The sequence below is a fragment of the Gemmatimonas sp. UBA7669 genome (assembly GCF_002483225.1).
Lineage (GTDB): Bacteria > Gemmatimonadota > Gemmatimonadetes > Gemmatimonadales > Gemmatimonadaceae > Gemmatimonas.
In genome coordinates this window covers 21,807-48,725 of the sequence record NZ_DLHL01000055.1, presented here as the reverse complement: position 1 = coordinate 48,725, position 26,919 = coordinate 21,807, and the positions used below count along the sequence as shown (strand labels likewise).

General features: G+C 66.5%; 24 protein-coding genes. 15 read left to right on the top strand and 9 right to left on the bottom strand.

All coding sequences use genetic code 11. The features are described 5' to 3' along the window. Positions 1-202 precede the first annotated feature (202 nt). Both B2747_RS17170 and B2747_RS17165 read left to right on the top strand, forming a co-directional pair. The gene (locus tag B2747_RS17170) at positions 203-1,216 is read left to right on the top strand and encodes an isocitrate/isopropylmalate dehydrogenase family protein (RefSeq protein WP_291163788.1); all 1,014 of its coding nucleotides are present in this window, start codon (positions 203-205) and stop codon (positions 1,214-1,216) included. A gap of 61 nt (positions 1,217-1,277) precedes the next feature. Then, entirely contained in the window at positions 1,278-2,147 is an 870-nt protein-coding gene (locus B2747_RS17165; RefSeq protein ID WP_291163786.1) for a metallophosphoesterase family protein, read from the top strand. On the opposite strand, the gene B2747_RS17160 is transcribed toward B2747_RS17165, so the two are convergent. Beyond that, on the bottom strand, positions 2,083-3,918 hold the full coding sequence (locus tag B2747_RS17160; protein WP_291163783.1) for a serine/threonine-protein kinase: 1,836 nt from the start codon (positions 3,916-3,918) through the stop codon (positions 2,083-2,085). The two genes, B2747_RS17165 and B2747_RS17160, sit on opposite strands and share 65 nt — an antisense overlap. Positions 3,919-3,983: 65 nt before the next feature. On the opposite strand from B2747_RS17160, the gene B2747_RS17155 reads away from it, so the two are divergent. Then, positions 3,984-4,775, top strand: coding sequence for a SprT-like domain-containing protein (locus B2747_RS17155; protein ID WP_291163780.1), 792 nt, complete (start codon positions 3,984-3,986; stop codon positions 4,773-4,775). A 108-nt stretch (positions 4,776-4,883) separates the two neighbouring features. Here B2747_RS17155 and B2747_RS17150 read toward each other — a convergent pair whose 3' ends face one another. Beyond that, the gene (locus B2747_RS17150) at positions 4,884-7,715 is read right to left on the bottom strand and encodes a hypothetical protein (RefSeq protein ID WP_291163778.1); all 2,832 of its coding nucleotides are present in this window, start codon (positions 7,713-7,715) and stop codon (positions 4,884-4,886) included. Between the two features lie 242 nt (positions 7,716-7,957). Between B2747_RS17150 and B2747_RS17145 the strand changes: the two genes are divergently transcribed. The 4 genes from B2747_RS17145 (at position 7,958) to B2747_RS17130 (ending at position 13,215) form a co-directional block, all read left to right on the top strand. Continuing rightward, on the top strand, positions 7,958-9,196 hold the full coding sequence (locus B2747_RS17145; protein ID WP_291163775.1) for an acyl-CoA dehydrogenase family protein: 1,239 nt from the start codon (positions 7,958-7,960) through the stop codon (positions 9,194-9,196). A 216-nt stretch (positions 9,197-9,412) separates the two neighbouring features. Further along, complete coding sequence (locus tag B2747_RS17140; RefSeq protein WP_291163772.1) at positions 9,413-10,168, top strand: electron transfer flavoprotein subunit beta/FixA family protein; 756 nt, start codon at positions 9,413-9,415, stop codon at positions 10,166-10,168. A gap of 2 nt (positions 10,169-10,170) precedes the next feature. Then, on the top strand, positions 10,171-11,160 hold the full coding sequence (locus B2747_RS17135) for an electron transfer flavoprotein subunit alpha/FixB family protein (protein ID WP_291163770.1): 990 nt from the start codon (positions 10,171-10,173) through the stop codon (positions 11,158-11,160). Positions 11,161-11,163: 3 nt separating this feature from the next. Next, positions 11,164-13,215, top strand: coding sequence for a (Fe-S)-binding protein (locus B2747_RS17130; RefSeq protein ID WP_291163767.1), 2,052 nt, complete (start codon positions 11,164-11,166; stop codon positions 13,213-13,215). On the opposite strand, the gene B2747_RS17125 is transcribed toward B2747_RS17130, so the two are convergent. Then, the gene (locus B2747_RS17125; protein ID WP_291163764.1) at positions 13,205-13,666 is read right to left on the bottom strand and encodes a hypothetical protein; all 462 of its coding nucleotides are present in this window, start codon (positions 13,664-13,666) and stop codon (positions 13,205-13,207) included. The genes B2747_RS17130 and B2747_RS17125 overlap by 11 nt on opposite strands. Before the next feature lie 210 nt (positions 13,667-13,876). Between B2747_RS17125 and B2747_RS17120 the strand changes: the two genes are divergently transcribed. Together B2747_RS17120 and B2747_RS17115 are read left to right on the top strand one after the other, a co-directional pair. Then, complete coding sequence (locus tag B2747_RS17120; RefSeq protein WP_291163761.1) at positions 13,877-14,881, top strand: PAS domain-containing protein; 1,005 nt, start codon at positions 13,877-13,879, stop codon at positions 14,879-14,881. 48 nt (positions 14,882-14,929) lie between these two features. After that, a complete protein-coding gene (locus B2747_RS17115) occupies positions 14,930-15,754 on the top strand; it encodes an ATP-binding protein (protein WP_291163758.1) in 825 nt (274 codons plus the stop codon). A gap of 4 nt (positions 15,755-15,758) precedes the next feature. Here B2747_RS17115 and B2747_RS17110 read toward each other — a convergent pair whose 3' ends face one another. The 6 genes from B2747_RS17110 to gpmI are packed head-to-tail and all read right to left on the bottom strand — an operon-like array spanning position 15,759 to position 22,238. Next, a complete protein-coding gene (locus B2747_RS17110; protein WP_291163755.1) occupies positions 15,759-16,544 on the bottom strand; it encodes a class I SAM-dependent methyltransferase in 786 nt (261 codons plus the stop codon). Then, positions 16,541-17,869 carry a gephyrin-like molybdotransferase Glp gene (gene glp / locus B2747_RS17105; protein WP_291163753.1) on the bottom strand — a complete coding sequence of 443 codons (1,329 nt, stop codon included), beginning with the start codon at positions 17,867-17,869 and terminating at the stop codon, positions 16,541-16,543. The genes B2747_RS17110 and glp overlap by 4 nt, the downstream gene beginning before the upstream one ends. Then, entirely contained in the window at positions 17,866-19,440 is a 1,575-nt protein-coding gene (dacB, locus tag B2747_RS17100; protein ID WP_291163750.1) for a D-alanyl-D-alanine carboxypeptidase/D-alanyl-D-alanine endopeptidase, read from the bottom strand. Before dacB ends, glp begins: the two co-directional genes overlap by 4 nt. Beyond that, positions 19,440-19,868 (bottom strand): 6-carboxytetrahydropterin synthase, encoded by a 429-nt coding sequence (locus B2747_RS17095; RefSeq protein WP_291163748.1) that lies wholly within the window; start codon positions 19,866-19,868, stop codon positions 19,440-19,442. The genes dacB and B2747_RS17095 overlap by 1 nt, the downstream gene beginning before the upstream one ends. A gap of 10 nt (positions 19,869-19,878) precedes the next feature. Next, positions 19,879-20,601: a hypothetical protein gene (locus tag B2747_RS17090; RefSeq protein WP_291163746.1), complete on the bottom strand. Its 723-nt coding sequence runs from the start codon at positions 20,599-20,601 to the stop codon at positions 19,879-19,881. Between the two features lie 14 nt (positions 20,602-20,615). Then, positions 20,616-22,238 carry a 2,3-bisphosphoglycerate-independent phosphoglycerate mutase gene (gene gpmI, locus B2747_RS17085; RefSeq protein ID WP_291163744.1) on the bottom strand — a complete coding sequence of 541 codons (1,623 nt, stop codon included), beginning with the start codon at positions 22,236-22,238 and terminating at the stop codon, positions 20,616-20,618. Between the two features lie 70 nt (positions 22,239-22,308). Between gpmI and B2747_RS17080 the strand changes: the two genes are divergently transcribed. The 6 genes from B2747_RS17080 to B2747_RS17055 all read left to right on the top strand — a co-directional run bounded on the left by B2747_RS17080 (position 22,309) and on the right by B2747_RS17055 (position 26,898). After that, entirely contained in the window at positions 22,309-22,968 is a 660-nt protein-coding gene (locus tag B2747_RS17080) for a hypothetical protein (protein ID WP_291163742.1), read from the top strand. Between the two features lie 13 nt (positions 22,969-22,981). Continuing rightward, on the top strand, positions 22,982-23,812 hold the full coding sequence (locus B2747_RS17075) for a L,D-transpeptidase (RefSeq protein ID WP_291163739.1): 831 nt from the start codon (positions 22,982-22,984) through the stop codon (positions 23,810-23,812). A 141-nt stretch (positions 23,813-23,953) separates the two neighbouring features. Next, a complete protein-coding gene (locus B2747_RS17070; protein ID WP_291163737.1) occupies positions 23,954-24,934 on the top strand; it encodes a YcbK family protein in 981 nt (326 codons plus the stop codon). Then, a complete protein-coding gene (locus tag B2747_RS17065; RefSeq protein ID WP_291163735.1) occupies positions 24,928-25,917 on the top strand; it encodes a D-Ala-D-Ala carboxypeptidase family metallohydrolase in 990 nt (329 codons plus the stop codon). The genes B2747_RS17070 and B2747_RS17065 overlap by 7 nt, the downstream gene beginning before the upstream one ends. 29 nt (positions 25,918-25,946) lie before the next feature. Beyond that, positions 25,947-26,444, top strand: coding sequence for a hypothetical protein (locus B2747_RS17060; protein WP_291163732.1), 498 nt, complete (start codon positions 25,947-25,949; stop codon positions 26,442-26,444). Next, a complete protein-coding gene (locus B2747_RS17055) occupies positions 26,416-26,898 on the top strand; it encodes a YkvA family protein (RefSeq protein WP_291163730.1) in 483 nt (160 codons plus the stop codon). The genes B2747_RS17060 and B2747_RS17055 overlap by 29 nt, the downstream gene beginning before the upstream one ends. Positions 26,899-26,919 lie beyond the last annotated feature (21 nt).

The window sequence follows — 26,919 nt, the reverse complement described above, 5'->3', positions numbered from 1 at the left end:
GCCGCGTCCGTGTTTTTTGGCATACGCCTCGGGTACGCCTCTGCTACGCCGCGGGAATCCCGGACGTTGATGTCCCCTGGATGCCCCGGAACGGGTGTCCTGCCACGTGAGCAGCAGGGTATCTTTCAGGACTGACCACTATCCGGGGCAGCCATGCAGGCCGTCCCGTGCTCATACGCCACCACGACGCTCCCCGCACGCCATGGCTACTCCCGTCACCCTCATCCCTGGCGATGGCATTGGCCCGTCCATCGCCGACGCCACCGTTCGCATCCTCGCCGCGGCCGGCGCCGACATCGAGTGGGACCGCCAGGTGGCCGGCATGGCCGGCGTGGCGCGCTGGAACGATCCCATCCCCGAGGCCACGCTTGATTCCATCAAGCGCACCCGCCTCGCGCTCAAGGGGCCGCTGGAGACGCCGGTGGGCGAAGGTTTCCGCTCCATCAACGTGGCGCTGCGCAAGACCTTCGACCTCTACGCCAATGTGCGGCCGGCCTACACCATCGTGCCGGGCCGTTTCGACAACATCGACATCGTGCTCGTTCGCGAAAACACCGAGGGGCTCTACATCGGCGTCGAGCATTACGTGCGCATTGGTGACGACCCCAAGGCAGCGGCCGAGTCGGTAGCCATCATCACGCGTGAAGGCTCGGAGCGGATTGTGCGCTATGCCTTCGAATACGCCCTGGCGCACGGCCGCGAAAAGGTCACGCTGGTGCACAAGGCCAACATCCTCAAGTTCTCGCAGGGCCTCTTCCTCGATGTCGGCCGCATGGTGGCCGCCGAGTACGCGGGTCGTGTGCAGTTCGAGGAGCGTATCATCGACGCCATGGCCATGCATCTCGTCATGCGTCCCGAGCAGTTCGACGTCGTGGTCACCACCAATCTGTTTGGTGACATCCTCTCCGACGAAATCTCGGGTCTTGTGGGTGGCCTAGGCCTCGCGCCTGGCGCCAACATCGGAAAGAACGCCGCCATCTTCGAGGCGGTGCACGGCACGGCGCCCGACATCGCGGGCAAGAACATCGCCAACCCCGGCGCGTTGGTACTCGCCGCCTGCATGATGCTCGAGCACATGGGTGACTGGGAGCGCGCCAAGCGCATTCGCACGGCTTTCGAAACCACCATTCGCGAGGGCCAGGTGCTCACGCGCGACCTCGGCGGCACCGCGTCGACCGACGAATTCACCAACGCCGTCATCGCCAAGCTTGGCTGATCCAAGCTTGGCTGATTCAGGTTCGTCAGAGCCAGATCAGGCAGACGTCGCACACCGAACCGTGCGCGTCCTGCATTGCTCCGACCTCCACTGCGGACGGCCCTTCGTGGCGGCGCATGTGGAGGCGGCGCTCGATCTCGCGCGCGGTACGCGCTGGGATGCGATTGTCATGTCGGGTGACGTTTCGCAGCGCGCCCGCGTGCACGAGTTCCGCGAAGCGCGCGTGTGGCTCGACCGCTTTGCCGCCTGTGCCCCTCTCATGGTGGTGCCCGGCAATCACGACACGGCCTGGTGGCATGCGCCGTTCGGCTGGGGCGAGGCACAGACACTGCATGCGCGCTATCGTGAGCACGTCAACACTGAGCTGGAACCGGCGCTGCATCTGCCTGGCGTGTCGCTCGTGGGACTCAATTCCTCGCTGGGCATGCTGCCAGCCGCGCTCACGTGGTACCCGCGCGACTGGCGCGTGAAGGGTGGCCTTACCCAAGCGCAGATCGACGTGGCGCGCCGCAAGTTGGCGGGTGCGCCGCCTGACAGTTTGCGCATTGCCGTGGTCCATCACAACGTCGTGAAGGGACGGCTGTCGAAGCGCTGGGGCCTCGCACGCCCACAGGTGCAGCTCGACGCGCTCGCCGCTCTCGACGTGGACGTCGTCTGCTCCGGCCATGACCACGAGGAGCGGCTCGAGCTCGTCACCCGCGCAACCGGACAGTTTGTGGCCAGCACGGCCAACACCCTGTCCAACCGCATGCGCGGTCATCGGCCCAGCGCGGTCACGGTCATTGAGGCCAGTGCCAGCGCACTCGCTCTGCGCGCCTGGCCCTACGACGCCACGGCCCGGGCGTATGTACCGGGGCCGCTCGAACTCAGCGTCCCGCGTCGCTCTCGTCAGTCAGCGAACGCCCCATACCCAACGCCCCCTCGGCGCTGAAGAGCGTGCGCTGGTTGAGATGACGCTCCACCTCGGCCAGCAGTTCGTTGAGCTCGTCGATGGCCTTGGCGAGCGCCTTTCGAAACAGCCAGCGATACCACATGGCCGTGCCACCAGCCGCCAGCATGGCCACGCCGGCTGCACCGGCCAACGGTGCAGCCGTTAGCGCGCCAACACCAAGCATGACTCCAAGCGCCTTGGTGGCACCGGCAAAGGCCAACGTACTGGCGCCGCCCATCATGGACAGGTCCCACGTGATATTGCGGCGCAGTCCTTCACGGAGGTCGCCGGTGATGACCACCTCGCAGGCCGGCCTGCGTGCGTCGCCGCGCGCCTGCAGCGTCACATTGAGATCAAACAGTTCGATCTGCTCGAGCCGGTAGCGCAACTGGTTCTCACGGGAGAACGCCACCATGGGGTTGCTGTACGCCTCCATCATGCGCGGTACGCGGAAGCGCAGAATGCCGCCGTCGAGCGGGTGGCCATTGATGGTGTCCTGCACGGTGAAGTTGCGCGGGTTCGACGTGAACACCGCGCCCAGCGCCTGCAGCGTGTCCTTTGGCGATGCAGGAATGACGCGCGACACCGACAGTGCGCGGTCGGCCGTACCCATGAGCAGCGTCATGCGGCGATCGGCACGTGCCGACACGGGCGTGACCTGACGACCGGATGCCGAGTTGGCGCGCAGTTCGGCCAGCGCAATGGCCACGTACTGTCGCGAGATCCCGGCTTCCACGGCCGCCGCTTCGACGGCACGCACACGGTAGCCCTCGGCCTCCTCGCTGGTCTCGGTGGGCGGGGCGGCTACGCGCTCCATGCGGTGTGCCGCCTCGGCCTGCAGCTGCGCTGCCCGCTGCCAGATCGCCAACGCATCGGCCTCGGAGAGCAGCGCGCCCGGCTCGGAGTCCGCCGCCGCACGTTCCGCGGCGGCCACCTGTTCCAGCACCGAGTCCAACTCGGCCGCGAGATTGTCGGCGGTCTGGTAGCGTGCCGACGGCTCCTTGGCCAGACAGCGCTCCACGATGCGCACCAGGGCAGGGGGCAGGCCCGGCACCGCATCGCCCAACACCGGCAGCGGACGGGTGACATGCGCCACGAGCACACTCTGCGCCGACCCATCATAGGGCGGGCGACCGGCCAACGCATGATACGCCACGCAGCCCAGCGCATAGATGTCGCTGCGGCCGTCCACGGTCTCGCCCGACGCCTGTTCGGGACTCATGTAGTGCACGCTGCCCAGCACATGACCGTGCATGGTGAGCGTCGAGGCCTGTTCCGCGTCGCGCGATATGCCGAAGTCGGTGAGCACCGCGCGTCCCGAGTCGCGGTCGAGCAGAATGTTGTCCGGCTTGATGTCGCGGTGCACGACGCCACGTGCGTGGGCATAGGCCAGACCCCAGGTGACTTCACGCAACACCCGCACGGTCTCACTCACCGACATCGGGCCACGATCACGCAGCCGGTCGCCCAACGACTCACCATTGACGTAGCGCATGGAGAACCACACCACACCGTCGGTCTCATCGGCACGATACACATCGATGATGTGCGGATGCTCCAATCGTGCGCTTGTTCGCGCTTCGCGAAGGAAGCGCTCGCGATGCTCCGGCGTGGCTTCCTCGGCCAGCAGGATCTTGAGCGCGACGAGGCGGTCGAGAAACCGGTCCCGCACGAGGTATACGGCACCCATGCCGCCTGAGCCGAGCAAGCGCACGGTTTCAAAGCTGGCTTCGAGTCCGCGGGGCAGTCCGGTGGTGGGAGCGGGCGTCATGGCGAGGTAAGGATAACCGACAATCGGGTTGCGCGTGACCAGCGGCCCCCCGCATCTTCCGCGTGATGGCCGCCAACGACACCCTGCAATTCGGTCTGTTCAACGCCCCCGACCCGGAGCCAGTGCCCGGGCCGATTTCCGAGCCGGCTGCCATGGCACCCGAGCCCGACGATCAGCGTCCGGCACGCGGTCGTACGGCTCTGCGGGCCCGCACGGCCGTATTGTTCTCGCGCCTCGAGGAGCTGGGATTGCGGGGCGTGGACACGCTGGTGCTCATGCGCACCCGTCGTGTCATGGTGTCGCTCATTGGTCGTACGCTGCGCGTGCATGAGGGCTACGCCGAGGCGCCGGAGTCGGTGCTCAGGGCCGTGGTGGCCTTTGCCATTGCGCGTACCAAGACCGAACGGCTGGCGGCGCGTGAGGTCATTCTTGCACATGACGTGGAGCGCGCGCCGGCCCCACGTCGACAGGAACCGCTGCGGCCCGGCGACCTCGCACTCATGACGCAGCTCAGCGAAGCGCATCGTCAGCTCAATCGCCAGCATTTCGGCGGGGCGTTGCGCGACATTCCCGTGCGCCTGTCGGGCCGCATGGCCACGCGGCTTGGGCACTACGACGCCGGTTCGCGACACACGCCGCCGGAAATCGTGCTGTCGCGCCAGCACATCGTGAAGCACGGCTGGCGCGAAGCCATGCACACGCTGCTGCACGAGATGGTGCATCAGTGGCAACACGAGACGTCGCGCCCCGTTGATCATGGCCCCGAGTTCCGTGCCAAGGCGCGCGAGGTGGGCATCACGCCGGCCGCGCGGCGCGATGTGACCCCGCTGGAACGCCGCAAGCGGCAGGTAGGCTGAGCGGTCGGCACACGGTACGCCGCCTGCTGCGACGGCCACACCGCAATGACAACGGGCCCGGTGCACATCCTGTGCACCGGGCCCGCGTCTTTCATTCCTCGTCGGGAATCAGTTCGTCACGCCGGTGCGGTAACCGGCGCGGAACGTGCCGCCCTCGGTGAAGCCCGTGGGGCCCACACCGGTCAGGTTGAAGATTCCACCCGTGGCGGTGAGCTGCCAGTTGGTGCTGCCGGGCGCGATGCCCCAGCTGTTGTTGAAGCCGGCCACGCCGCTGAAGTCAGGCACGGTGATCGAGTAGTTGCCACCGTTGCCCGCATAGCTGCGCGACACGGTCACCGTCCACGCGTTGGTGTTGTTGTTCTGCTGGCTGAAGCTCACACCAATGCCGTCACCGTACTCCGCCTGCCAGGTGCCCGTAGCCGTCCAGCGGCTATAGGGCGCGCTGCCCAGCGACGTGATGGTCGGCTGGTTGAGCGCCGCGCCCAGCGTGATGGTGCGGTCCTGGAGGATGCGGTTGTACTGCGCGAAGATGCGTCCCGAGGTCACGTTCCCGGTACCTGCGGTCGAAGTCACCAGGACCTGATGCAGATCACCGGCCTGCGTCTGCGCACTCGGCACACCATACACCGTCTGCACGTTGCCCGTCGACAGACCCGGGAAGGCGAAGGTGCCGGCAAGGCCGTTGCCCGTGATGAACGAGCCGACCAGGAAGATCTGCTCGCCGTTGGCATTGGCCACCGTGTAGTTGGCCGAGGCCACCGGGAAGGACTCCGCACCCTGGAAGTCCACGACCGGGATGTTGCTGTTGGCCGCGTAGTTCACGTTGCGGCGGATGACACCGCGGTCCGGCACGAAGGAAAATGACGGACTCAGTGCCGTGCGCACACCCACCAGGTCCGTCACGCCGTCGGCGGCATCGTTGATGGTATAGGTGGTGGCCGGACCGTTGACGGTCGCGGTGCCGCCGCCCACGGAGATGAAGCCGAACTGACCCGCGGTCAGGTTCGCCACGGTGCCGTTGAGCGTCTTGCCCGCGCGGTTGATCTGGCACTCCGTCTGAGCGCCTGCACCCATTTCGGCCGCACTCAGGTACTGCACCGTCACCTGCACACCGCTGCTGCCATCGAACTGCTGCGCGTAGGCGACGCCACCGCTGGCGCCCACCGTAAAGCTGAACACACGGTTGATCGTGCCCGTCGGATTGACGCGCGTCCATGCGCCACTGCCGTTCTGCACGGCGAACCACAGCGGGAAGCTGGCCGGATCACAGAACGTCCAGTTCACGTTCCCGCCGCCGCCGCCCTGCGCCGTCACCGACCCCGCAATGGTGGTGGTGACGTTGGCAAGACCCGTGGCCGTGCCTGTGACGGTGGCCGTGAAGTTGCCCGTGGCCGCGTTGCTGGCCGCGTTGAACGTGATGGTGGCCGACGTGCCGGTCACCGAGGTCGGGTTGATGGTCGCTGTGACACCCGTGGGCAGGCCGCTGATGGCCAGGCCCACCGCCGCCGCAAAGCCGCCCGTGCGCGTGATGTTGACCGTGCTCGTGGCCGTGCCACCCTGCGTGAGCGAGACGGCGCCCGCCGTGAGGCTGAAGCCCTGCGCCGCGGCGACCGTGAGGGCCACATTGGACGTGCGCGCCGTGATGCCGGCGCCGCTTGCGGTAATGGTCACCGTGGCCGCACCCAGCGTGGCGTTGGCCGCCGCGGTGAGTGTGAGCGTGCTGGTGAGCGTGGCGCCCGAAAGCGTGGCCGGCGCAAAGGAGGCCGTCACACCCGTGGGCAGACCTGTGGCCGCCAGGGTCACGTCGCCCGCAAAGCTGCCGACACGCACGATGGTGATGGCCGTGGACACGGTGGCGCCCGCCGACAGCGACAGCGTGCTGGCCGCCGTGCTGAGCGTGATGCCCGGCGCCGCCGCCACGGTGACGCTGATGTTGACCGTCTGCGCCGTGACGCCCGTGCCGGTGCCACGCACCGTGAGGTTGTACGTGCCCGGAGCCACGGCGGCCGAAGCGTTCAACGTGAGGATGCTGGCGAACACCGTGCCAGGCACCGGACTCGCGCTGAACGTGCCCGTGAGACCGGCGGGCGCGCCTTCCAGCGCGAGCGTGACCTCACCCGCAAAACCACCCGTGCGCGCAATGCCGATGGACGTGGTGGCCGTTGCACCCGACACCACATTCACGGCGGCCGGATTGGCCGTCAGCGAAATGGCCGGCGACGCCGCCGCCGTCACGGTGAGGTTCACCGTGGCCGTCTGTGCGGTCACGCCGGTTCCACTGGCGGTGATGGTGATGGGGGTCGTGGCCGCTGCCGCATTGGCCGCCACGTTCAGCGTCAACGTGCTGGTCGTGGAGCCTGCAGCAATCGTCGCCGGCGCAAAGCTGCCGGTGACGCCCGTCGGCAGGCCGCTCACCGCCAGCGTCACGCCATCGGCGAAGCCGTTGGAACGCGTGATGGTGATGGGTACCGTGCCCGAGGCGCCCTGCACAACCGACAGGGCTGTGGAGCCGGCCGTCAGGGCGATGGCCGGCGTGGGAATGGTGAGGCTGTAGGTGGCCGTTGCCGAGGTCACACCCGAGCCGCTGGCCGTGATGGTGATGGAGGCCGCGCCAGGTGCCGCCGTGGCTCCAACGCTGAAAGTCGCCGTGACACTGTTGGTGCCGCCGCTCAGCGTGGCCGGGGCAAAGGTCACCGTCACGCCGGCTGGCATGCCGCTGGCCGCCAGGCTGACTTCACCCGTGTAGCCACCACCACGGGTCAGGGTCACCGTGCTCGTGGCGCTGGCACCACGCGCGGTGGTGGAGGAGCCCGACGACAGGGCGATGCCGATCGTGGGTGTCGGCGGCGGGTTGCCGGGACCCGTGTTGTCGCTGCCGCCGGAACAGGCGGCGACCGTCAACGACAGGAACAGGGCACCGGTGGATAACAATCGCTTCATCGCGATCCTCAGCTAAAGTCGGAAAGGAAATGTGGGACGAGATGGATACGACTTCATCGTCCCGTTGGTGTCAACCAGCCAGGAGCATGAGACGGAAAAATCGCGCGTCAAGGCACGGTTCGCCCCTTTCGGGCCCACCGGCACTGTGCGCGAGATCACCCGTACCGATTGCAGCCTCCGGAAGACCCGTCTTGTCCTTACCTTTAGCGAGTCCCCTCGTGTCAATCTTTCGCCAAGTTCCCATGGCCACCGATCTCCAGGCAGCCGCCGCCATTGCGGCGCTCCCCTCCGTCGAACTCAAGGCCCATCCGGGCGACCTCTTCAACATCGATGCCGCGCTCACGGAAGAAGAGCGCGCCATTCGTGACACCATCCGGCAGTACGTCGACGAGCACATCCTGCCCATCATCGGCGAGTGTTACGTCGAAGGGCGTTTTCCCGACGAGCTCATTCCCGGCCTCGCGGAACTTGGCGTCCTGGGCGCCAACCTGCCCGAGGAGTACGGCTGCGCCGGCCTGTCGAGCGTGGCCTACGGCCTCATCATGCAGGAGCTCGAGCGCGGCGATTCCGGCATCCGTTCCTTCTGTTCGGTGCAGGGTGCGCTGGTCATGTATCCCATCTTTGCCTTCGGCAGCGAGGAGCAGCGCAGGCACTACCTTCCCAAGCTGGCCAAGGCCGAGCTGATCGGCTGCTTCGGACTGACGGAGCCCGACTACGGCTCCAATCCCTCCGGCATGATCACCCGCGCGCGCCAGCAGGCCGACGGCAGCTGGATCATCAACGGTGGCAAGATGTGGATCACCAACGGCTCCAAGGCCGACATCGCCATCATCTGGGCCAAGACCGGCGACAGCACGGAGGACTCGTCCATCCGCGGCTTCATCGTGCCCACCGACACGCCGGGCTTCCAGGCGCGGGATCAGAAGGGCAAGCTCTCGCTGCGCGCGAGTGATACGTCGGAGCTGGTGCTCACCGATGTACACGTGCCGGCTACGGCCCTGCTGCCCAACAGCAACGGTCTCAAGAGCCCGCTCATGTGCCTCACGCAGGCCCGCTACGGTATCTCCTGGGGCGTACTCGGCGCCGCGCTCGCCTGCTTCGAGGAAGCCGTCTCGTACAGCAAGAGCCGCGTCATGTTCGACAAGCCCATTGGCGGCTTCCAGATCCAGCAGGTGCGCCTCGCGGACATGCTCACGGAAATCGTGAAGGGCCAGCTCGTCTCGCTGCACCTCGGTCGCCTCAAGGACGCCGGCAACTTCACGCCCACCCAGGTGTCCCTGGCCAAGCGCAACAACGTGGACATTGCCACCAACATCGCGCGCGAAACGCGGCGTCTGCTCGGTGGCAATGGCATCCTGGCCGAGTATGGGGCCATGCGACACATGGCCAATCTCGAGAGCGTGTACACCTACGAAGGCACGCACGACGTGCACTCGCTCATCCTCGGTCAGGCCATTACCGGCCTGAACGCCTTCAAGTAAGGCACGACGCACGGTGTCGTTCGCCGGCGGGGCTGCATCGCCCCGCCGAACGTCAGGGGGCCCTCGCCCGTACAGTGGACAGTTGATCCCGCGAAAATGCGACGCTCTCGTCGCATTGCCCGTCGGGGGAACGCTGTCTAGCTTCCCCGTGGCGGCACCACGGTGCCGCCCGGTTCCCCTGATCCTCCTCCCAGCCTTTCGAATGGAGCATCCGCGGTGAAGATCGCCGTGTGCATCAAGCGCGTCCCCGTGATGGAAACCAAGTTCGCGATCGCGGCCGACGGCACGCGCGTGGACGAAGCGGGGCTCAAGTACGACGTCAACGACTTCGACCTCTGGGCCATCGAAGCGGCCCTGCAGCTCAAGGAAAAGAACAACAACGCCGGCGAAGTGGTGGCCATTTCGCTCGGGCCCGACGCGGCCCAGGAGCAGATTCGCAAGGCGCTCGCCATGGGCGCAGACCGCGGCGTGCTGCTGCAGGCGGCGTCCATTCCGGCCGACGGCCTCGCCATTGCGCGGGCGCTGGCCGCTGAGCTCAAGGACGGCGGCTATGACCTCGTGCTCTTCGGTCGTATCGCCATCGACTCCATGAACCAGATGACGGGTCCGATGGTGGCCGAACTGCTCGACTTGCCGTGCGTGACCAACGTCTTCAAGCTCGACATCAATGGAGCCACGGGCCGCGCCGAGCGCGCACTCGAGGGCGCCAGCGAAGTGGTGGAGTTCCCGCTGCCCGCGCTGCTCACCATTGACGATGGGCTCAACAAGGAGCGCCTGCCGTCCCTCAAGGGCATCATGGCCGCCAAGAAGAAGCCGCTCGACGTCAAGCCGGCGCAACTCGGCCAGACGGCCGTCAGCGTGGCGAAGATGGCCCTGCCTCCGGAGCGCGCCGCCGGCCGCATCCTCGGCGAGAACGCCGACGCGGTGCCCGAACTCGTGCGTCTCCTCCAGACTGAAGCGAAGGTGCTCTGATCATGGCCAACGTTCTTGTATTCGCGGAAGTGCGCGGTGGTGAACTGCGCAAGGTGGCTCTCGAAGCCGTCACGGCCGGCCGTGCGCTGGCCGAGCAGTCCGGCGGCGGACAGGTGCACGCGGTGCTCGCCGGCGCGGCGGGCATTGCCGACAAGGCCGGCGCACTCGCGCAGCATGGCGCCGACACGGTCCTGGTGCTCGAGCATGCCGGCTTTGCGCAGTACAACCCCGAGGCCCTGACGGCCACGCTCGCGCAGAAGCTCCAGAGTGGCAGCTATGCCTACGCGCTGTTCAGCGCCACGGCGCAGGGCCGCGATCTCTCGCCGCGCGTAGCGGCACGTTTGGGTGTCGGTCTTGCCGCTGACCTTACCGGCTTCACGGTGGAAGGCGGCGCGGTGCATGGCCAGCACTTCAACATGAACGGCAAGACCATCGCCACGTTGGCGCTCACCGGCACGCCGGCCGTGCTCTCGGTGCGTCCGGCCGCGTTCCAGCCCGCCGAGGCCGCGCGTGCGCTCGCTACAGAGGCGCTGGCGCCGGCGGTCGATCCCGCCGCGTCGCGCGTGAAGGTGGTGGAGCTCAAGCAGGGCAACGCCGGCAAGCTCGATCTCAACGACGCCCCGGTGATCATTGCCGGTGGCCGCGGCCTCAAGGCGCCCGAGCATTTCAAGCTCTGCGAAGACATGGCCGATGCCTTTGGCAACGCCGCCGTCGGCGCAACGCGCGCCGTCACCGACGAAGGCTGGCGTCCGCACTCCGATCAGATCGGCCAGACGGGACGCAACGTCAGCCCCAATCTCTACATCGCGCTTGGCATCTCCGGCGCCATTCAGCATCTCGCCGGCATGCGCACGTCCAAGACCATCGTCGCCATCAACAAGGACAAGGACGCGCCCATCTTCAAGATTGCCGACTACGGCATCGTGGGTGATGTGTTCGAGATTGCACCCGCCCTCACTGAGGCGGTGAAGAAGGCCAAGGCACAGGGCTGACCTGTGACCTTGGCCAACGGAGTGTTTGCGGTCATCCTCGCCGGCGCGCTTGCGGTCTTTGCGCGCCAGGCGCAGCGCCTCGTGCGCTGGCTCAAGCTGGCCAAGCCGGAAGACCGTACAGACCATCCGGATATCCGGACGAAGAACTTCCTGCTCATCGGTCTCGCGCAGTCCAAGATTCTGCGCGAGCCGCTGGGCGGCATGATGCATGCCCTGGTGTTCTGGGGCTTCTGCGTGCTGGGCCTGGGCACGGTCGAAATCATGATCCAGGGGCTGTACACGCCCTTCACCTGGGACGTGATTCTGCCGCGCCTGCTGTATGTGCCCTACGTGTTCTCGCAGGAAATCTTCGCGGTCTTCGTGCTGCTGCCGGTGGGCTACCTGCTGTATCGCCGTCTGGTCATCAAGCCGCGGCGCTTTACGGTGGACGCCGTGCACAGCGGCGAAGCGGTGCTCATCCTGAGCGTGATTGCCACGCTCATGGTCACGCTGCTGCTGGTATTCGTGGGTGACGCCAAACAACCCGGCGCCGATATGGGCGGGCGGGTCATCACGTCCATGCTGCTGCCGCTCTTCGGCGGCATGAGTGCGGAAACGGCGCACACCATGGCGCGCGTATCGTGGTGGATTCATGCCCTGGGCATTCTGTGGTTCCTCAACCACCTGCCCAAGTCCAAGCACCTGCACGTCCTCTCGTCGCTCATCAACGTCTGGTTCTCCAACACCAGCGGGCCTGGGCGCGTTGGTGCCATGCGGCCCATGGATCTCGAGGCCGAAGACGCCGAGCAGTTTGGCGCCTCGGACATCGAGCATCTCACCTGGAAGAACCTGCTCGACGGCTATTCCTGCACGGAGTGCGGTCGTTGCACGGCCTCGTGCCCGGCCAATCTCACGGGCAAGCTGCTCTCACCGCGCATGATCGTGGTGAAAACACGCGCGCGCCTGACCGAGAAGGCCAGCGTGCTCGATGCCGTGGCCGAAAGTGGTGGAACGGCCACGGAAGAACAGCAGGCGGTGCTCGACAAGAAGCTGCTGGACGGCTGGATCAGCGAGGAAGAACTCTGGGCCTGCACGAGTTGCCGCGCTTGCGTGCAGGAGTGCCCGGTCAGCATCGATCATCTCGACATCATCAACGAGTTGCGTCGCGACTTGGTGCTCATGGAGTCGCGCTTCCCCGAGGAAATCCAACCCGCCCTCACCAGTCTCGAGCGCAACGGCAGTCCCTGGGCCTTCAGCGCCGCTGACCGCGAGAAATGGACGGAGGGGCTCAACATCCGCACCATGGCCGAAATGGCGGCGGAAGGCGAGAAGCCCGATATCCTGTTCTGGGTGGGCTGCGCCGGCTCCTTCGACGATCGCGCCAAGAAAATCACGGTCGCGTTCGCGCGCATTCTGCAGGCCGCCAACGTCAAGTTCGCCATTCTCGGACAGGAAGAAACCTGTCATGGCGATCCGGCGCGCCGCATGGGCAACGAGTATCTGTATCAGATGCTCGCCAAGGGCGTCATCGAAACACTCGATGGCTACCAGGTGAGGACCGTCGTGACCTTCTGTCCGCACTGCTTCCACCAGATGGGCAAGGAGTTCCCCGATCTGGGCGGGCACTACGAGGTCATTCACCACACGGAGTACATCGAGCGCTTGCTCAGTGAGGGCCGCGTGCCGCTCGACACCGAGCATGGTCAGCGCCTCAAGGTGGCCTACCACGACTCGTGTTATCTCGGCCGCTACAACGAGATCTACGACGCGCCGCGCAACACGCTGCGCAAGGCCCTGCCGGTGGTGGAGCTCGTCGAACCGGCGCGCACCAAGAGCCGCGGGCTCTGCTGCGGCGCGGGCGGTGGGCGCATGTGGATGGAAGAGACGGTCGGCAAGCGCGTCAACGTGGAGCGCACCGAAGAGCTGCTGGCCACGGGCGCCGATCAGATTGCCGTGGCCTGTCCGTTCTGCATGACCATGATCACCGACGGCGTCACGGGAGCCGGCAAGGACGTGCCGGTACTCGATATCGCCGAAGTGGTGGCTGGTCAGCTCAAGGCCGAAGTCACGGCTTGATTTCCAATGCGGCTTCGGCGGCGGTCAGCGATTCGCCGCCGAAGTCCACCACCGCGTAAAGCGTGTAATGACCCGGGGCCAGTGGCGGCATGGCCACGCGCAGCTTCTCACTGCGGCCCGCGCCCACTGTGCGGCCTTCCACCAGTGTCGCGGTGGCCACCAGCTCGCCGTCCTGATCGCGCACCTGCAGTTCGCCGAGAATGCTGGTCGCGGTGCGTCCCGTGTTGCGGTACAGCACTTCCACCTGCTTGCCCTTCACGTACATGTCGGCCACCTCGCCGTCGCGCTCAGCGGGCGGGTCCACCGCTACGGGCGTCGACTGTGACGAGCTGTTGGTGCTGGACTGCGCACGCAGCGACGCGCCGGGGTAGAGGGCCAGCAGGGCCAGAACAAAGATCGCGACTACCAGGAGTGGGGCGCGAAGGAGGGAAGTGCGCGGCAGGGAAGGCATGCCGGCCTCTACTGGAAGACTGGTGCCACGCGCGCCAGCCGCGCGAAACGGCGACATTTGTGACGGGCGTTCGCGCCACGCAACGGAGCGTTTCAATCGCAGTGAGCCGGATCTGTGACGGATGCGTCGGTGCAATAGCGCCGCACAATGTTGCGCAGTTGCCACAGCGCTGTGTTGTCCAAAGAACAGTTTGGGGTTCATCTTCCCGGAATGTCCAGCCTGCCCGATCTGCCCACCAACGATCCCGCGCTTCTGGCCGCCATTGTCGAAACGGCGGGCAGTGTCATTGTCGGTCTGCGGCCGGACCATACGGTATTCCTCTGGAATCGAGCGGCGGAGCTGCTGTACCAGACGCCGCGCGGCGAGGCCATGGGCAGCAACTACGTTTTGCGCTTCATCGCGCCGGAACACCAGGCCTTCGTGGCTGCCGACATCGTCGAAGTGTTGGCGGGCAAACGCACGCTCAACTTCGAAGATGATTCCATTCTGCCCGACGGTTCACGTCGGACACTGGTGTGGAACGTCACGCGCGTGCTGGGGGCCGATGGCAGCGCGCAGGGCATCGTGGCCATTGGACAGGACATTACGGAACGCAAGGATGCGGACGAGCGATTCCGCCTGATCTTCGAGCACGCGCAGGACGGACTGCTGCTGTCTGATCAGTCGGGGGTTATCGACTGCAATCCGGCGGCACTCGCCATGCTTGGCCTTACCGACAAGGCGCAGCTGATCGGCCACCGTCCCTCGGAATTCTCGCCGCCCACACAGCCCGACGGAGTGGCCTCAGACGACAAGTCACGCGCCCTCGGTCAGCAGACACTGAACGAAGGCGCGCTCACCTTCGACTGGGTACATCAGAAGTCCGACGGCACGCAGGTCCCGGTGGAAGTGAGCGTTCGCCACGCGGCACTCGATGGACGCCGCGTATCGGTGGTGGCCTGGCGCGATCAGTCGCGCCGCCGCGAACTCGAACGCGAACGGGCCGCCATTCAGGAACGCCTCGATCTTGCGCAGAAGATGGAGGCGGTGGGCCAACTGGCCGGCGGCGTGGCGCACGATTTCAACAACCTGCTGGCGGCCATTCGCACCGCGGTCGAACTCGCGCGTGATGGTCTGCCGGCTGATGCGCCCGCGCGCGCGGATCTCGATGTGGCGTTGTCCACCGCCGACCGTGCCTCGCGGCTGACGCGGCAGCTGCTCGCGTTCAGCCGCTAGCAGCCGCGCGCGGTGGAGCACGTGGATCTCGGTGCCCTGGTGCGGGACATGACGCCACTGTTCCGCACCTCGGTGCCACCCAATGTGCAACTGCTCGTGCAGTCTGATCCGCCCTCACCCGCCTGGGTGCTCGCCGATCGCAGTCAGCTCGAACAGGTCGTCCTCAATCTGGTGCTCAACGCGCGTGACGCGATGCCACAGGGCGGCACGCTGGCCGTCAAGGTGAACCGGGATGATCAACGTCTCCACGTCGCGCTCGAAGTGGCCGATTCGGGCATCGGTATCGATGACGCCACGCGCTCACGGATCTTCGAGCCGTTCTTCAGCACCAAACCTCTGGGCACGGGCTCGGGGCTTGGGCTGTCCGTGGTCTACGGCGTCGTCACGCAGGCCGGTGGCACCATTCGGGTGGACTCGGTACCAGGCCAAGGCACGGTGATGCGCGTGGCCTTCCCGTTGGCCTCGGCAGAAATCACCAATCGACAGACGCCAACCAGCACGCTGGCGGTACCAGCGCACGCGCTCCTGCTCGTGGACGACGACGACGCAGTGCGCCGCACCACGCGTCGCCTGCTCGAGCGGCATGGCTGGTCGGTGGTGGAGGCGGCGAACGGGGAAGAAGCCCTGCAGCACTTCCACGCGCAGCGCGAGGAGCTGTCTGCGCATGCCGGTGCTCGATGGGGTGCAACTGGCGCGGCGCGTGCGGCAAATCGATCCGGGCTTTCCCCTGGTGTTCTTCTCGGGCTACGACGAGCTCGACGCGGACGACCTCACGGCGCTCTCCAGAGTGCCGGTGCTGGCCAAGCCATTCGCGGCCAACGAACTGCTCACCACATTGCAGCGCGCGTTGATGGCGGCCACGTGACCGCGTAGCGGCTCAGTCGGCGTGCGTGATGCGCAGCAGTTGTACCTGCTGCTTCACGGCGCCCTCTTCGAAGGGCACGACGGTCCGGTCTCGCAGAACCAGACCCGCTGGTGCCAGCTGCTCGAGAAAGTCGGGCAGGGCCAACCGGCCAGGGTCCGCCACCCAGGCTTCGCCAGTTGGCGACAGTGCGCTCGCGATGCACCGCGCCACGAGTGTGGCGTACTCCCGCTCGTACAACACGTCGGCCGCGATCACCACATCAAAGGCGCCAATGTCGTGTGGCCACTGCCGCCAGTTCACCATGCGCACCGTGGGTTCATGCCCCAGGTTGTGGCGCGCGTTCATGCGGGTCACGTGCAGGGCGTCTTCGTAGTAGTCCGTGGCCGTCACCGCGTAGCCCGCCGTCATGGCCGCCACCGTGTCGAGACCGAGGCCACAGCCCAGTTCCAGCAAACGCTTGCCCTGGCCCACATGCCTGAGCAGTGCGCCGGCCAGCACCCGTGAGGAGGGCCAGAGGTCGGCCCAATACGGCAACCGCTCATCCATCACGAAATCGGCTTCGCTGATGAGGTGATCGGCGTTGGCCGGCTTGCGCAGCGCAAATGTGCGATGCGTGTGGCCGTCACCAACGGTGATGGATTCATCGGCCAGCACGAACAAACGCGCCAATGCGTTGTCGAGTGCTTCGCCCTGCAAGGTGAACAGGTCGGCGCGTGCCGCAATGGACACCCGGTCGGTGACGTGCGGCACGGCGTCTGCTCCATCGCCGGCATGCGCCCGCGCATCGGTGGGGTTCATGAGCTGACTCCCTGCGCCGGCAACGGCGCTGATGTCCACGGCATCTGCAGTGAAAACTCGGGCCACAGCACGACCTGCTGCACACTACCCGGCATCACACGCTCTACCGTCTCGGGTACCATCAGCAGCGCATCGGCCAGGGCCATCGTCCGCAGCAGGTTGGAACCCTGTGCACCGGCGGGCGCGGCTTCCAGCATGCCATCGTCTCCCACCGACAGTTGTACGCGCAGGAAGTAGGTAAGAGGGGCCGGTGTTTCGAGTGGCGCCTCAAGCCATGGCGCCACGCGCACGGGAATGCGCGCCGGCAGCACCGCTCTGTGACCGGCCAGCGTGCGAAGCAGCGGCCACGCAAACAGCGTTGCGGTCACCAGCGTCGACACCGGATTGCCCGGCAATCCAATCCAGGGCACCCCACGAACGCTGCCCGTACCAATGGGGCCACCCGGGCGAATGCGCGCGCGCCAGAAATGCTGCGTGCCACCCACACGAGCCAGCGCTTCGCGGGTATAGTCATGCGCACCCACCGACACCCCACCCGTGGTCAGCAGCACGTCGCAGCCATCGTCCAACGCTTCACCAAGCGCCTGCGTCAGTGCATCAAGCGTATCGGGTACCGGCGGGCGAACCTGTACGTCGGCACCGGCTGCTTTCAGCAATGCCGGCAGCGCATAGTGACTCGAAGACACGATGCGCTGACCTGCCAACGCCGCGTCAAAGTCGTCCAGCAGCACCAGTTCATCACCGCTGGACACCATGGCCACGCGTGGGGCGCGGTGCACGGGCACCTGCCGCTGGCCAATCGATGCGAGCACACCAAGGTGCGCCGCGCGAACGCTGGTGCCAGCCGTGAAGACCACCTGACCGCTTTCCACGTCTTCGCCGCGCGGACGCACGTTGCCGCGGCCCTGCGCATCGCGGTCATCGTGAATGACCACCTGCGTCTCGCCGGCATCGCTGTCCTCCACACGCACCACGGCGTCGGCGCCCGGAGGCATGGGCGCCCCGGTCATGATACGAAGCGCCGTACCCGCCTGCACCCAGGGCAACTGGGTGGCATCGGCGCCCGCCATGCTGGTGCCGATCACGGGCAGCACGCGCGGCACACTGCGGGACGCGCCCAGCACATCGCTGCGCCGCACAGCGTAGCCGTCCATGCCAGCATTGTCCCACGGCGGCAGCGCAAGGCGGCTCGTTACATCCTGCGCCAGCGCCCGACCAAGTGATGACTCGAGCGCGATCCACTCGAGCGGCGTGCGCTGGTCGCGCACCGAGTCCAGAATGGAGTGCAGCGCATCGTCGTACGACAGACCACGCGCGCCGGTCACTTGTCCGTTACCAGGGTTGTTGACGCGAGATAGGCCGCGATCAGGTCCTGCACACGCTCCACTTCGCGCGTCGGCACGCTGTAGTTGTTGGCCAGCAGCGAAAACAGCAGCAACTGACCGTCGGCCGTGGTCACGTAGCCCGATAGTGCGCGGGCCTTGTCGAGTGTACCGGTCTTGGCGCGCACGTTGCCGGCTGCCGGGGTGCCACGCATGCGGTTGGCAATGGTGCCGTCCACACCGGCCACCGGGAGCGAATTGCGAAACAGCTCGCCCCACGGCGCACGATGCGCGGCATCGAGCACGCGCACGACTGCGCGTGGCGTGAGATAGTCATGACGCGACAGGCCACTGCCATCGCGATAGGCCACGTCCTGCGCGCCAATCCCCCACTGACTCAATACGCGAGCGCCAAGCGCCTGTGCACTGTCGGCGCTACCCGAGCCCGTCGCTTTGAGCGCGCTGCTGCGAAAGAACAACTCCGCCATCTGGTTTTGTGAAGGCTTTTCCATGCGGGCCAGCACAGCCGGAAACGGTGCAGACATCAGCACCGTGAGCGTATCGGGTGCACGGCCCAGTGTGTCGCGACGCGCCACACGCTGCGCGCGCAGCACCACGCCGCTGTCGGCCAGACGTTCGCGCAGTGCGGCCAGATAGGCATCAGCCGGGTGACGGTAGGCCATCGTCACTCGCATGCTGTCGCCGAGTGCCAGGCTGCCATCCACCACCACGCGGTCACCAATGGAGTAATAGGCCACCGTGATGCGCTCGGCGCGGCCTGCGACTGAACTCATGGCGGCTGGCGCAGAGTCCCGCGTGCGGGCCCGCACCGCAACGCGTGGATAGCCACGTGTGGGAAGTGTCTGCACACGCACCGGCTGCCCCACCTTGCTGCCGGCCTTTACATGCACATACAGCTCGCCTTCGTTGAACATCAGTTCATCGATGGCCGCGCTGTAACCCGCGTCAAAATCGTCCCACGCCCATCCGTAGCCGGTTGTGGCCCCCGGCAGCGCGTCCCCGTCCGCACGAATGCGCCCGGCAATGCGCGTGATGCCGCGAGCCTTGAGCGCGTCAAGCATGGGCTGAAAGGCTGATGCCGCGTCGCCGCCGCGCAGCGCGTGACTCACGCTTGGATCGCCCGAACCCTGCACAAGCACGTCACCAAAAAACGTGTGGCCCCGCTGCGTGCCGTGCAACAGCACCGGGGTGCGCCACTGGTGATCCGGCCCAAGGACCTCCAGCGCAATGGCGCCGGTCAGCAGCTTCTGATTGGACGCCGGCATGAACAGCCGATCGGCGTCGTGTGACAACAGCGTGTCACCCCGCTGTGCATCAACCACCAGCATGCCCCAGCGCGCGTTCCGCCACATGGGCGCGGCCAGCACCGAGTCGGCAATACCGCGCAGTACCTCACGTACGTTGGGCGGCCGAACAACCGCGGCCGGTGCCATGTACGGCGCCGGCGGTTCCGGCCGATGCGGCGGCAGGTCGGCGGTCGGGCCACGCGATGCGCTGCTGCAGGCTGCGAACACGAGTACCGCCAACAGCGGTAAACCATGGCGCCGCTCCATCACGCGTCCACCTCGTAGGTGCTGCTCAAGGTCGCGTCTTCCGCCAGATGCACACGAATGACCCGCGCCGTGGTGTGCGACAACGCGGCCTGCACCCGTTCGCAAATGAAGCGCGCCAGGTTCTCGCCCGTGGGAATCAATTTGCCGTCGGCAAACTCCGGAACATCCATGTTGATATTGCGGTGATCGAAGCGTGCCCGGACCTCGCGCTGCAGCACCTGATCGAGAAACCCGAGATCCACCAGGAAGCCAGTTTCCTCGTCCACCGGCCCCGACACCGTCACGTCACACACATAAGTGTGACCGTGATAGTGCGGATGGGCACAGGCGCCGAATACGTCAACGTTTTCCTGATCGCTCCAGTCGGGACGACGGTACCGATGGGCCGCGGCAAACATCACGCGGCGTGTCAGCGAGGTACGCGGCACCGACGGCGCCTCAGCGGAACAGTGGCACCGAGACGCCGGCGCTCACGCCCCAGTTGCCACGCCACGCCGACTGTTCACTGGCTCGGCGCAGTACCGACGTCGTGTCGTTGGCCAACACGAAGTAGCGATCGGGATACTGGTACTGCCAGATGAAGTTGGTGAAGTCCACGCGGAGCTGCGGCCCACGGCGCGGGATGTAGCGCATGCTGAAGCCGTAGGAGAACGAGAACTTTGTGCCGAACTGATAGCTGCCGGTATCGGCCGACGCGAAGTCGGAGACGATGCCGATCCCGCCATTCACCGAAGGCATGAATCGCCGGTAGGTCTTTCGCCCGGTCAACGACACATCGAGACCCAGATCGGCCATATGTGTGGTCACGCTGGGCCGCGCAATGATGCGCGTGGCCTGTGTGTTCGACGGCACCAGCACGTTGCGCTGCGAGGGTGAGGCGACATAGCGGGCGAAGAGCGACGCGGGGCCACCCACGCCGATGTCGTAGCGCAGAGCGGCCAGCCAGTTGGCATCGGGCGCCACGTTGGCCGGATCGCGCCGCATGTTCATCCAACCGCCCATGATGGTGAGTGTCTGCCCGATCTTGAAGTCCTCATAGGGACTCTTGTCCGGCATGTGGCCAATCTGCGCCGAGGCCGTGGCGACGGGCAGAACCAGGAGTGCGGCCACGATCGGCGCGATTGAGGCGAACAGGGAACGCAGCGGGGCACGACGAAGCATGAATGGCACGCGCATCAGGCAAGGGGAGATGGAACAGTGACGGCCGGCGGCACAGACACTGCAGTGGGGAGCGCCACCGGAACAGCCAGTGCTTGGCCACTCAGGCGCAGATCGCGGCCGCTCATTTCCGGCGGCAGGGGCAAACCAAGCAGGGTGAGCGCGGTCGGTCCCACGTCACAGAGGGCCCCTCCACTGCGCAGCGTGGCGGTTTCGTCCGGGTCCAGCAACACCAGCGGCACCGGGTTGGTGGTGTGCGCGGTGTGCGGCTGGTGCGTTACAGGATCAACCATCACATCGGCGTTGCCGTGGTCGGCCGTGATAATCAGACGCGCACCACCAACGCGTGCCGCCTCGAGAATGCGTCCGAGACAGGCATCCACGGCTTCTGCCGCGGCAATGGCGGCCGGCAACGAGCCCGTATGCCCCACCATGTCGGTGTTGGCAAAGTTGCAGAGCATGAAGTCGTGGCTGCGCTGCGCGAGGGCCTCGCACAGAATGTCACACACGCCGTGCGCACTCATTTCGGGCTGCAGATCGTAGGTGGGCACCTTGGGGCTGGCCACCATGCGACGGTCTTCACCGACCAGCGGTTCGTCGCGTCCGCCGTTGAAGAAGAACGTCACGTGTGGATACTTCTCGGTCTCCGCGGTGCGAAGCTGCGCAAGGCCTGCTTCAGCAATCACGTCACCCACCAGGTGCTGCATGCTTTGCGGCGCAAACGCCACCGGGAACGCATAGCGCTCGTCGTAGCGCGTCATGGTGGTGATGTGCAGCGCGGGCCGTGCACCCGTGGCAAAGCCGGCGAAGTCCCCTTCGCTCAGCGCACGCAGCGTCTGCCGCAAACGGTCGCTGCGGAAATTGAAGCAGATCAGCGCGTCACCGTCGCGCATTGGCGCCACCGGCAAACCACCGGCATCGGCCATCACCCAGGGCAGCACAAACTCGTCGGTCGTGCCGGCGTCGTACGCGCGCTGCAGCGCGGCAAGCGCATCGGTTTCGCGCGGCCCTTCTCCTCGGACGGCGGCCGCATACCACGCGCCCGTGCGCTCCCAGCGCTGATCGCGGTCCATGCCATAGTAGCGGCCGCACACCGAGGCCAGGTGCGCCTTGCCGTCCATGCGAGCGAGCGCGCGTCGCAGGTACTCCATGCCACTGGTGGGCGGCGCGTCACGTCCATCCAGCAAGGCATGCACCGCCGTGCGCGGCACGCCCTGCTGCGCGGCCAGATCCACCAGCGCGAACAAATGGGACTCGTGCGCGTGCACGCCCCCATCGCCGAGCAATCCAAGGAGATGCAGCGTGCCACCCGTCTGTCGTACATGCGCGCAGGCCGCGAGCAGGGCAGGGTTGGCGAAGAAGCTGCCGTCCTCGATGGCCACGCCTATGCGCACCAGGTCCTGCATCACCACGCGCCCGGCGCCGAGGTTCATGTGACCCACCTCACTGTTGCCCATCTGGCCGTCGGGCAAACCCACGGAGCGTCCGGACGCCGAAAGCAGCGTGCGCGACGGGTGCTGCCAGATGCGGTCCCAGTTGGGCGTGCGCGCCAGGCAGATGGCGTTGGCCTCGCAGTCTTCCCGATAGCCCCATCCGTCAAGGATGATGAGGGCCACCGCGCGTGCGGGTCGTGCGGACATCGGTCTCCGTGTATAAGCTGAGATGGGGAACCGCGTGGCAATCTAAACCCTGCTGCCTCTTGCGTGCCTGATGCGTGGACGACGTCGCACCATTCTGCTGCTCCTGATCTTGGTCACCCTGTTGGGGGTGGAAGGTGCCCTTGCCTGGCGCCGGTCCGGCTATCGCGCCGAAACCGCCCGCCTGCGTGAGGGCATGTCCGATCTCGAACGTCGCCGCGCCGATGCCCTGGTGGCAGCGGATGCCGATCGGGCGCAACTCCACTATCTCATCGCGCAACGTCAGGCCCGGGGCGACGACAATCTGCACCTCGCCGTGCATTTGGATTCGGGCTACGTCGCGCTCGACCGCGGCGCCGCGCGGCTGCGGGTCATGCCCGCGCGCATCGGGCCGGCCCGCCGCGTGGGCCTGCCACCCGACACCGTGCACGTGGCGCCGCCGCTGGGCATGCGAGCCCTGCAGACGGTGCTGGGGGCCAAAGACAGCCTTGAGCTGCCTGCCTGGCTTTGGGCTGACCGCGGCCAAGTGCCGCCCGACCGCCGCCTGGGGGCCGGCTGGACGGGCCCGCTGGCGCTGGTCACCACCGGCGGTACACTGCTGTACAGCCTTCCCGAGCAAGGGCCATTGGCTGACAGCAGTTATGTGATGCCGGGTGCCATTCGCCTAGAGGCCGCCGACCTGCGCGCCATTCGTGAAAATCTCTCGCCAGGCATGCGTGTCTACTTCTACTGAAATATAGAAACACATGAAGAAGTCAACCATGCTGCTCCTGGCCGCCAACGCCGCGCTGGCCGTACATGCCGGCTGGGCCGTCTGGCACACGCTCCGCGTGCGGTTCGAGCGCGATGTGGCTCGCATCGTGTTTAACGACAACAGCGAGGCGCTGGAGCAGGTCGTGCTCGAGTCCGGCCTGTCGCTGGACTCTTTGCGCGGCTCGCTCAGCGCGACCGCCGCGCCGGCCACCGACACGCCCTACCTGGTGATCTCCGTCGCCGACCGCCGACTCTGGTACAAGCAGGGCGACAGCGTCCTGTTCACGGCGCCCGTCGCCACCGGGTCCGGCAAACACCTCGTGCTCAAAGGCGCCAACAAGGTGCTGCGCTTCGAAACCCCGCGCGGACGACTGGAGGTGCAGCGCCTCGACTCGGCGCCGGCCTGGATTCCCCCCGACTGGCACTATCAGGAACAGGCCAACAAGCGCCGCCTGGGACTGGTGCAACTGGTGCGTGGCAAGCCGCTCGCGCTCAAGGACGGATCGCAGATCACGGTGCGTGGCAATGACGTGGTCCGCGTGACGGCCGGTGGAGAGGCCGTGCCGCTCAGTGCCAGCGACGGCCGCGAAATTGTGGCCGACGGGCGCATCGTTATCCCGCCCTATGGAACGAATCAACGCCGCTATGGCGACGTGCTGGGGAGCTTTCGTCTCTACCTCGGCGATGGCTACGGGATTCATGGCACCAACAATCCCGCCTCCATTGGGCAGGCCGTCAGCCATGGCTGCGTACGCATGCGGAACGAAGACATCGCTCGCTTGTATCACACCGTCGGCCTCGGGACGCCCGTCTACATCTACTGACTATATTTCCCGGCTGCGCCGTTGATCGTCTGTTCTGCAGGTACATCACTCGATCCGGCCGTTCAACCCGTACTCGATCTCGTGTCCAAGTCCGGCGCGTCAGCGCCTTTGCATAGTAGCACTTCTGCGCGTTCCCGGCGCGTGCGCCCGCTTCGCCATTCTCTCATGGTGGTGGCGGCCGCGCTCGTGTGTGCAACGCTCGTTTCTCTGGTGCGCCCGGCTCCGGCGCGCGCCACGTCCGGGCGTGCGCCGGGGCTGCCCGCGCCCAAGGCTTCGCCCGATTCCGCGCTGGCCTCGTTGCTCGACACCCTGCGTGGCAACAGCGGGAAGCTCCGCGCTCGTTTCCTCAGTCCGCGGCTCGCAGCCGGTCTGCCCGTGCTCCGCGAACTTTTTGGTGAGCCGGTCGCACAGCGTGCCGGTGTCTACACCTCGGCCCTCAAGGACGGCCCGTTTCACTTCATCACCATGCGTCCCTTTGCCGACAAGGTGCAGGGGCGCATCGGCAGCTATCGCATTGGCACCTTCCCGGCCGAGCGCCGCGCTCCGCGCGCGCAGGTCACCCTGGCAGCCAACAGTGGGTCGGCCGCCGCACTGCGCGGACAGCCCGACGGCTTCCTCGAAGTCACGCTCGCCAACCAGGACACGCGCATTTCGGAGCACTTCCGTCTGCGCGACTTCCTCACGAAGGACCAGCACAGCGTTTGGCCCAAGTATCTCGTGCTCCGCGAGCCGCTGCTCGACAAGCTCGAACTGGTGCTCGCCGAATTGCGCGACATGGGCGTTGCAGCCAATCAGCTCAAGGTCATGAGCGGGTTCCGTACGCCGCAGTACAACGCACAGGGGGTAGGCGCCGGTGGCCGCGCCAGCGACAGCCGTCACCAGTATGGTGATGCCGCCGATGTGTACGTGGTGAACGGCAGCAAGGACTGGATGTCGGATCTCAATGGCGACGGGCGGGTGGACACGCGCGATGCGCGGGTCATCGCCCAGGCCGCCGAGCGTGTCGAACAGCGGTATCCGGAGCTCGTGGGTGGCGTTGGCATCTACAAGGCCACCAGCGCGCACGGGCCCTTCGTGCACATCGATGTGCGGGGCGTGCGCGCGCGCTGGGGGGAATGGTGATCCGTCGTCGCACCGCCCTCATTCTCAGTGGCTGCGCCGCCATCGTGGCGGCCGTCGCCTATCAGCCACCGGCCGTCCTCATGGCCGACTCGTCGGCCGAAAGTGCACGCAGCGCCGTGGCCCGCGTGGCGGTAGCCAGTGAAGCCCGCGGTTTGAGTGGCGAAGTGCAGATGCGCTTTGTTCGTGCCGGCGAGCGCATCGCATTTCCGCTCGAGTCGCGCGCCGATCTCACGGGCTATCGCTATCAGTGGGTCGAAGTCGGCACGCAGGAATCGGCCGATGTCATGCGGCCCATCGACGGCGACACCCTGCTCGCGCCGCTGCAGCCCGGGTTTTACGAGCTGGCCGTTTCGCGCGGTGGCGTTACGCAGCGGCTCAGCGAGACACGTCTCGCCGTGCTCGTGCCCTTTGAGCTCAAGCTGGGCAGCACCCTCAATGGCTATCAGATCGGTCGCTATCCGGCGGAGTGGAACCGCAACGGCGATCTCGAGAAGCCCGATGGTTTTGCCGAGGTGCATGAGCACCATCTCGATCTGCCGCTCACGCGACATCTCAAGGTGCGCGACTTCATCACGCACGACCGGCAAACCATCTGGCCGCGATACGTCGCCATCGATCCGCGGGTGCTCGACAAGATCGAACTCGTGCTGGCCGAGCTGGCGCGCCGTCGTGGGGAAGACCGCATGGACTTCCGCGTGGAAGTGCACAGCGGGTTCCGCACGCCGCTCCACAATGCCAACGTCGAAGGCTCGGCGCGTGATTCGCGCCACCTGTATGGGGACGCGGCCGATGTGGCTATCGATGCCGACGGTGATGGCAAGCTGACCATCTTTGATGCCTATCGGGTGGAGACGGCAGTCGATTGGGTGGAGCGCTTGCATCCGGAGCTTGCCGGCGGGCTTGGGGTATACAGCAGCCGGGGCTACGCCACGCCATATTGCCATATCGACGCGCGCGGCGAACGGAAACGTTGGCGCGGGTGACCGCGTAGGGCCGGCCAGGAGGCTCCCCCATGAATCCGTACGTTCGCGATCGCATCAACCGCAAGCTGGACACGCTCACCGACGAGCGACTGTATCAGGTGCTCGACTATGTCGAGTTCCTCGAAAGCAAGTATGCTGAAAAGCCGGCACCGGCCACCAACGTCTTCCAGAAATTCACGGACGGTGTGGAAGACACCCTGCGCGCCGGCGGCCTGGCGGTGGGGACGGTGTCTGAGGCCATGGGCTTTCTCAACAAGGCCATGGGTGTACTCAACAACGTCGCCCAGACCGGCAAGACGGTCGCCACCGATGTCATGACCACGGCCAAGACCGTGGCCGATCAGATTGGCGCCCCGCCACCGGCCGCTCCGGGTGCCCCCGCTCCGGGTGCGGCACCTGCCGCCTCGGCGCCTGCCAGCCCGGTGTCTTCCAGTCCGGCGTCTTCCAGTCCGGCGCCGGCAACAGGGGCGCCCCCGAACGCTTCTTCCGCACCTGCCAATGCCACGCCGCCTCCATCGACTGCCTGACGACGCTGAAGACACGCCGCGCCGCCGCCGGGGCCCTCAGACGGGGCTCAAGCGCTCGGTGCTGCGCACCATCCGCCAATTGCCGGCCTATCTCCGCCTGCTGGTTGGCCTCGTGGGGGATGCGCGCGTCTCTCGGCTTGATCGATTCTTCGTGGTCGCGGCGCTCGTCTACATCGTATCGCCCATCGACTTCCTGCCCGACCTCGTGCCGTTCCTGGGCGAAGTGGATGACATTTTCCTGCTCATGCTCTCGCTGCAGCGACTCGTGGAGCATGCCGGGCGCCGCGTCTTGCTCGATCACTGGCGCGGTCATCCCGACGATCTCGATGATCTGAACATTGCCGGTGTCGTCTCGGCCGCCGGGTTTTTCCTGCCCACCAGGCTGCGGCGCCGCATTCAGCGCATGGTGGTCCGCCCGCGCCGGGACCGCGATCGCGACCGCGACGACGACTGAGCATCGCCCGCTGGTTGCAGC

Coding starts and splice junctions, on each gene's coding strand:
- B2747_RS17170 (WP_291163788.1), top strand. CDS start 203: ATGGCTACTCCCGTCACCCTCATCCCTGGCGATGGCATTGGCCCGTCC.
- B2747_RS17160 (WP_291163783.1), bottom strand. CDS start 3,918: ATGACGCCCGCTCCCACCACCGGACTGCCCCGCGGACTCGAAGCCAGC.
- B2747_RS17155 (WP_291163780.1), top strand. CDS start 3,984: ATGGCCGCCAACGACACCCTGCAATTCGGTCTGTTCAACGCCCCCGAC.
- B2747_RS17150 (WP_291163778.1), bottom strand. CDS start 7,715: ATGAAGCGATTGTTATCCACCGGTGCCCTGTTCCTGTCGTTGACGGTC.
- B2747_RS17145 (WP_291163775.1), top strand. CDS start 7,958: ATGGCCACCGATCTCCAGGCAGCCGCCGCCATTGCGGCGCTCCCCTCC.
- B2747_RS17135 (WP_291163770.1), top strand. CDS start 10,171: ATGGCCAACGTTCTTGTATTCGCGGAAGTGCGCGGTGGTGAACTGCGC.
- B2747_RS17125 (WP_291163764.1), bottom strand. CDS start 13,666: ATGCCTTCCCTGCCGCGCACTTCCCTCCTTCGCGCCCCACTCCTGGTA.
- B2747_RS17120 (WP_291163761.1), top strand. CDS start 13,877: ATGTCCAGCCTGCCCGATCTGCCCACCAACGATCCCGCGCTTCTGGCC.
- B2747_RS17115 (WP_291163758.1), top strand. CDS start 14,930: ATGACGCCACTGTTCCGCACCTCGGTGCCACCCAATGTGCAACTGCTC.
- B2747_RS17110 (WP_291163755.1), bottom strand. CDS start 16,544: ATGAACCCCACCGATGCGCGGGCGCATGCCGGCGATGGAGCAGACGCC.
- dacB (WP_291163750.1), bottom strand. CDS start 19,440: ATGGAGCGGCGCCATGGTTTACCGCTGTTGGCGGTACTCGTGTTCGCA.
- B2747_RS17090 (WP_291163746.1), bottom strand. CDS start 20,601: ATGCTTCGTCGTGCCCCGCTGCGTTCCCTGTTCGCCTCAATCGCGCCG.
- gpmI (WP_291163744.1), bottom strand. CDS start 22,238: ATGTCCGCACGACCCGCACGCGCGGTGGCCCTCATCATCCTTGACGGA.
- B2747_RS17080 (WP_291163742.1), top strand. CDS start 22,309: ATGCGTGGACGACGTCGCACCATTCTGCTGCTCCTGATCTTGGTCACC.
- B2747_RS17075 (WP_291163739.1), top strand. CDS start 22,982: ATGAAGAAGTCAACCATGCTGCTCCTGGCCGCCAACGCCGCGCTGGCC.
- B2747_RS17065 (WP_291163735.1), top strand. CDS start 24,928: ATGGTGATCCGTCGTCGCACCGCCCTCATTCTCAGTGGCTGCGCCGCC.
- B2747_RS17060 (WP_291163732.1), top strand. CDS start 25,947: ATGAATCCGTACGTTCGCGATCGCATCAACCGCAAGCTGGACACGCTC.
- B2747_RS17055 (WP_291163730.1), top strand. CDS start 26,416: ATGCCACGCCGCCTCCATCGACTGCCTGACGACGCTGAAGACACGCCG.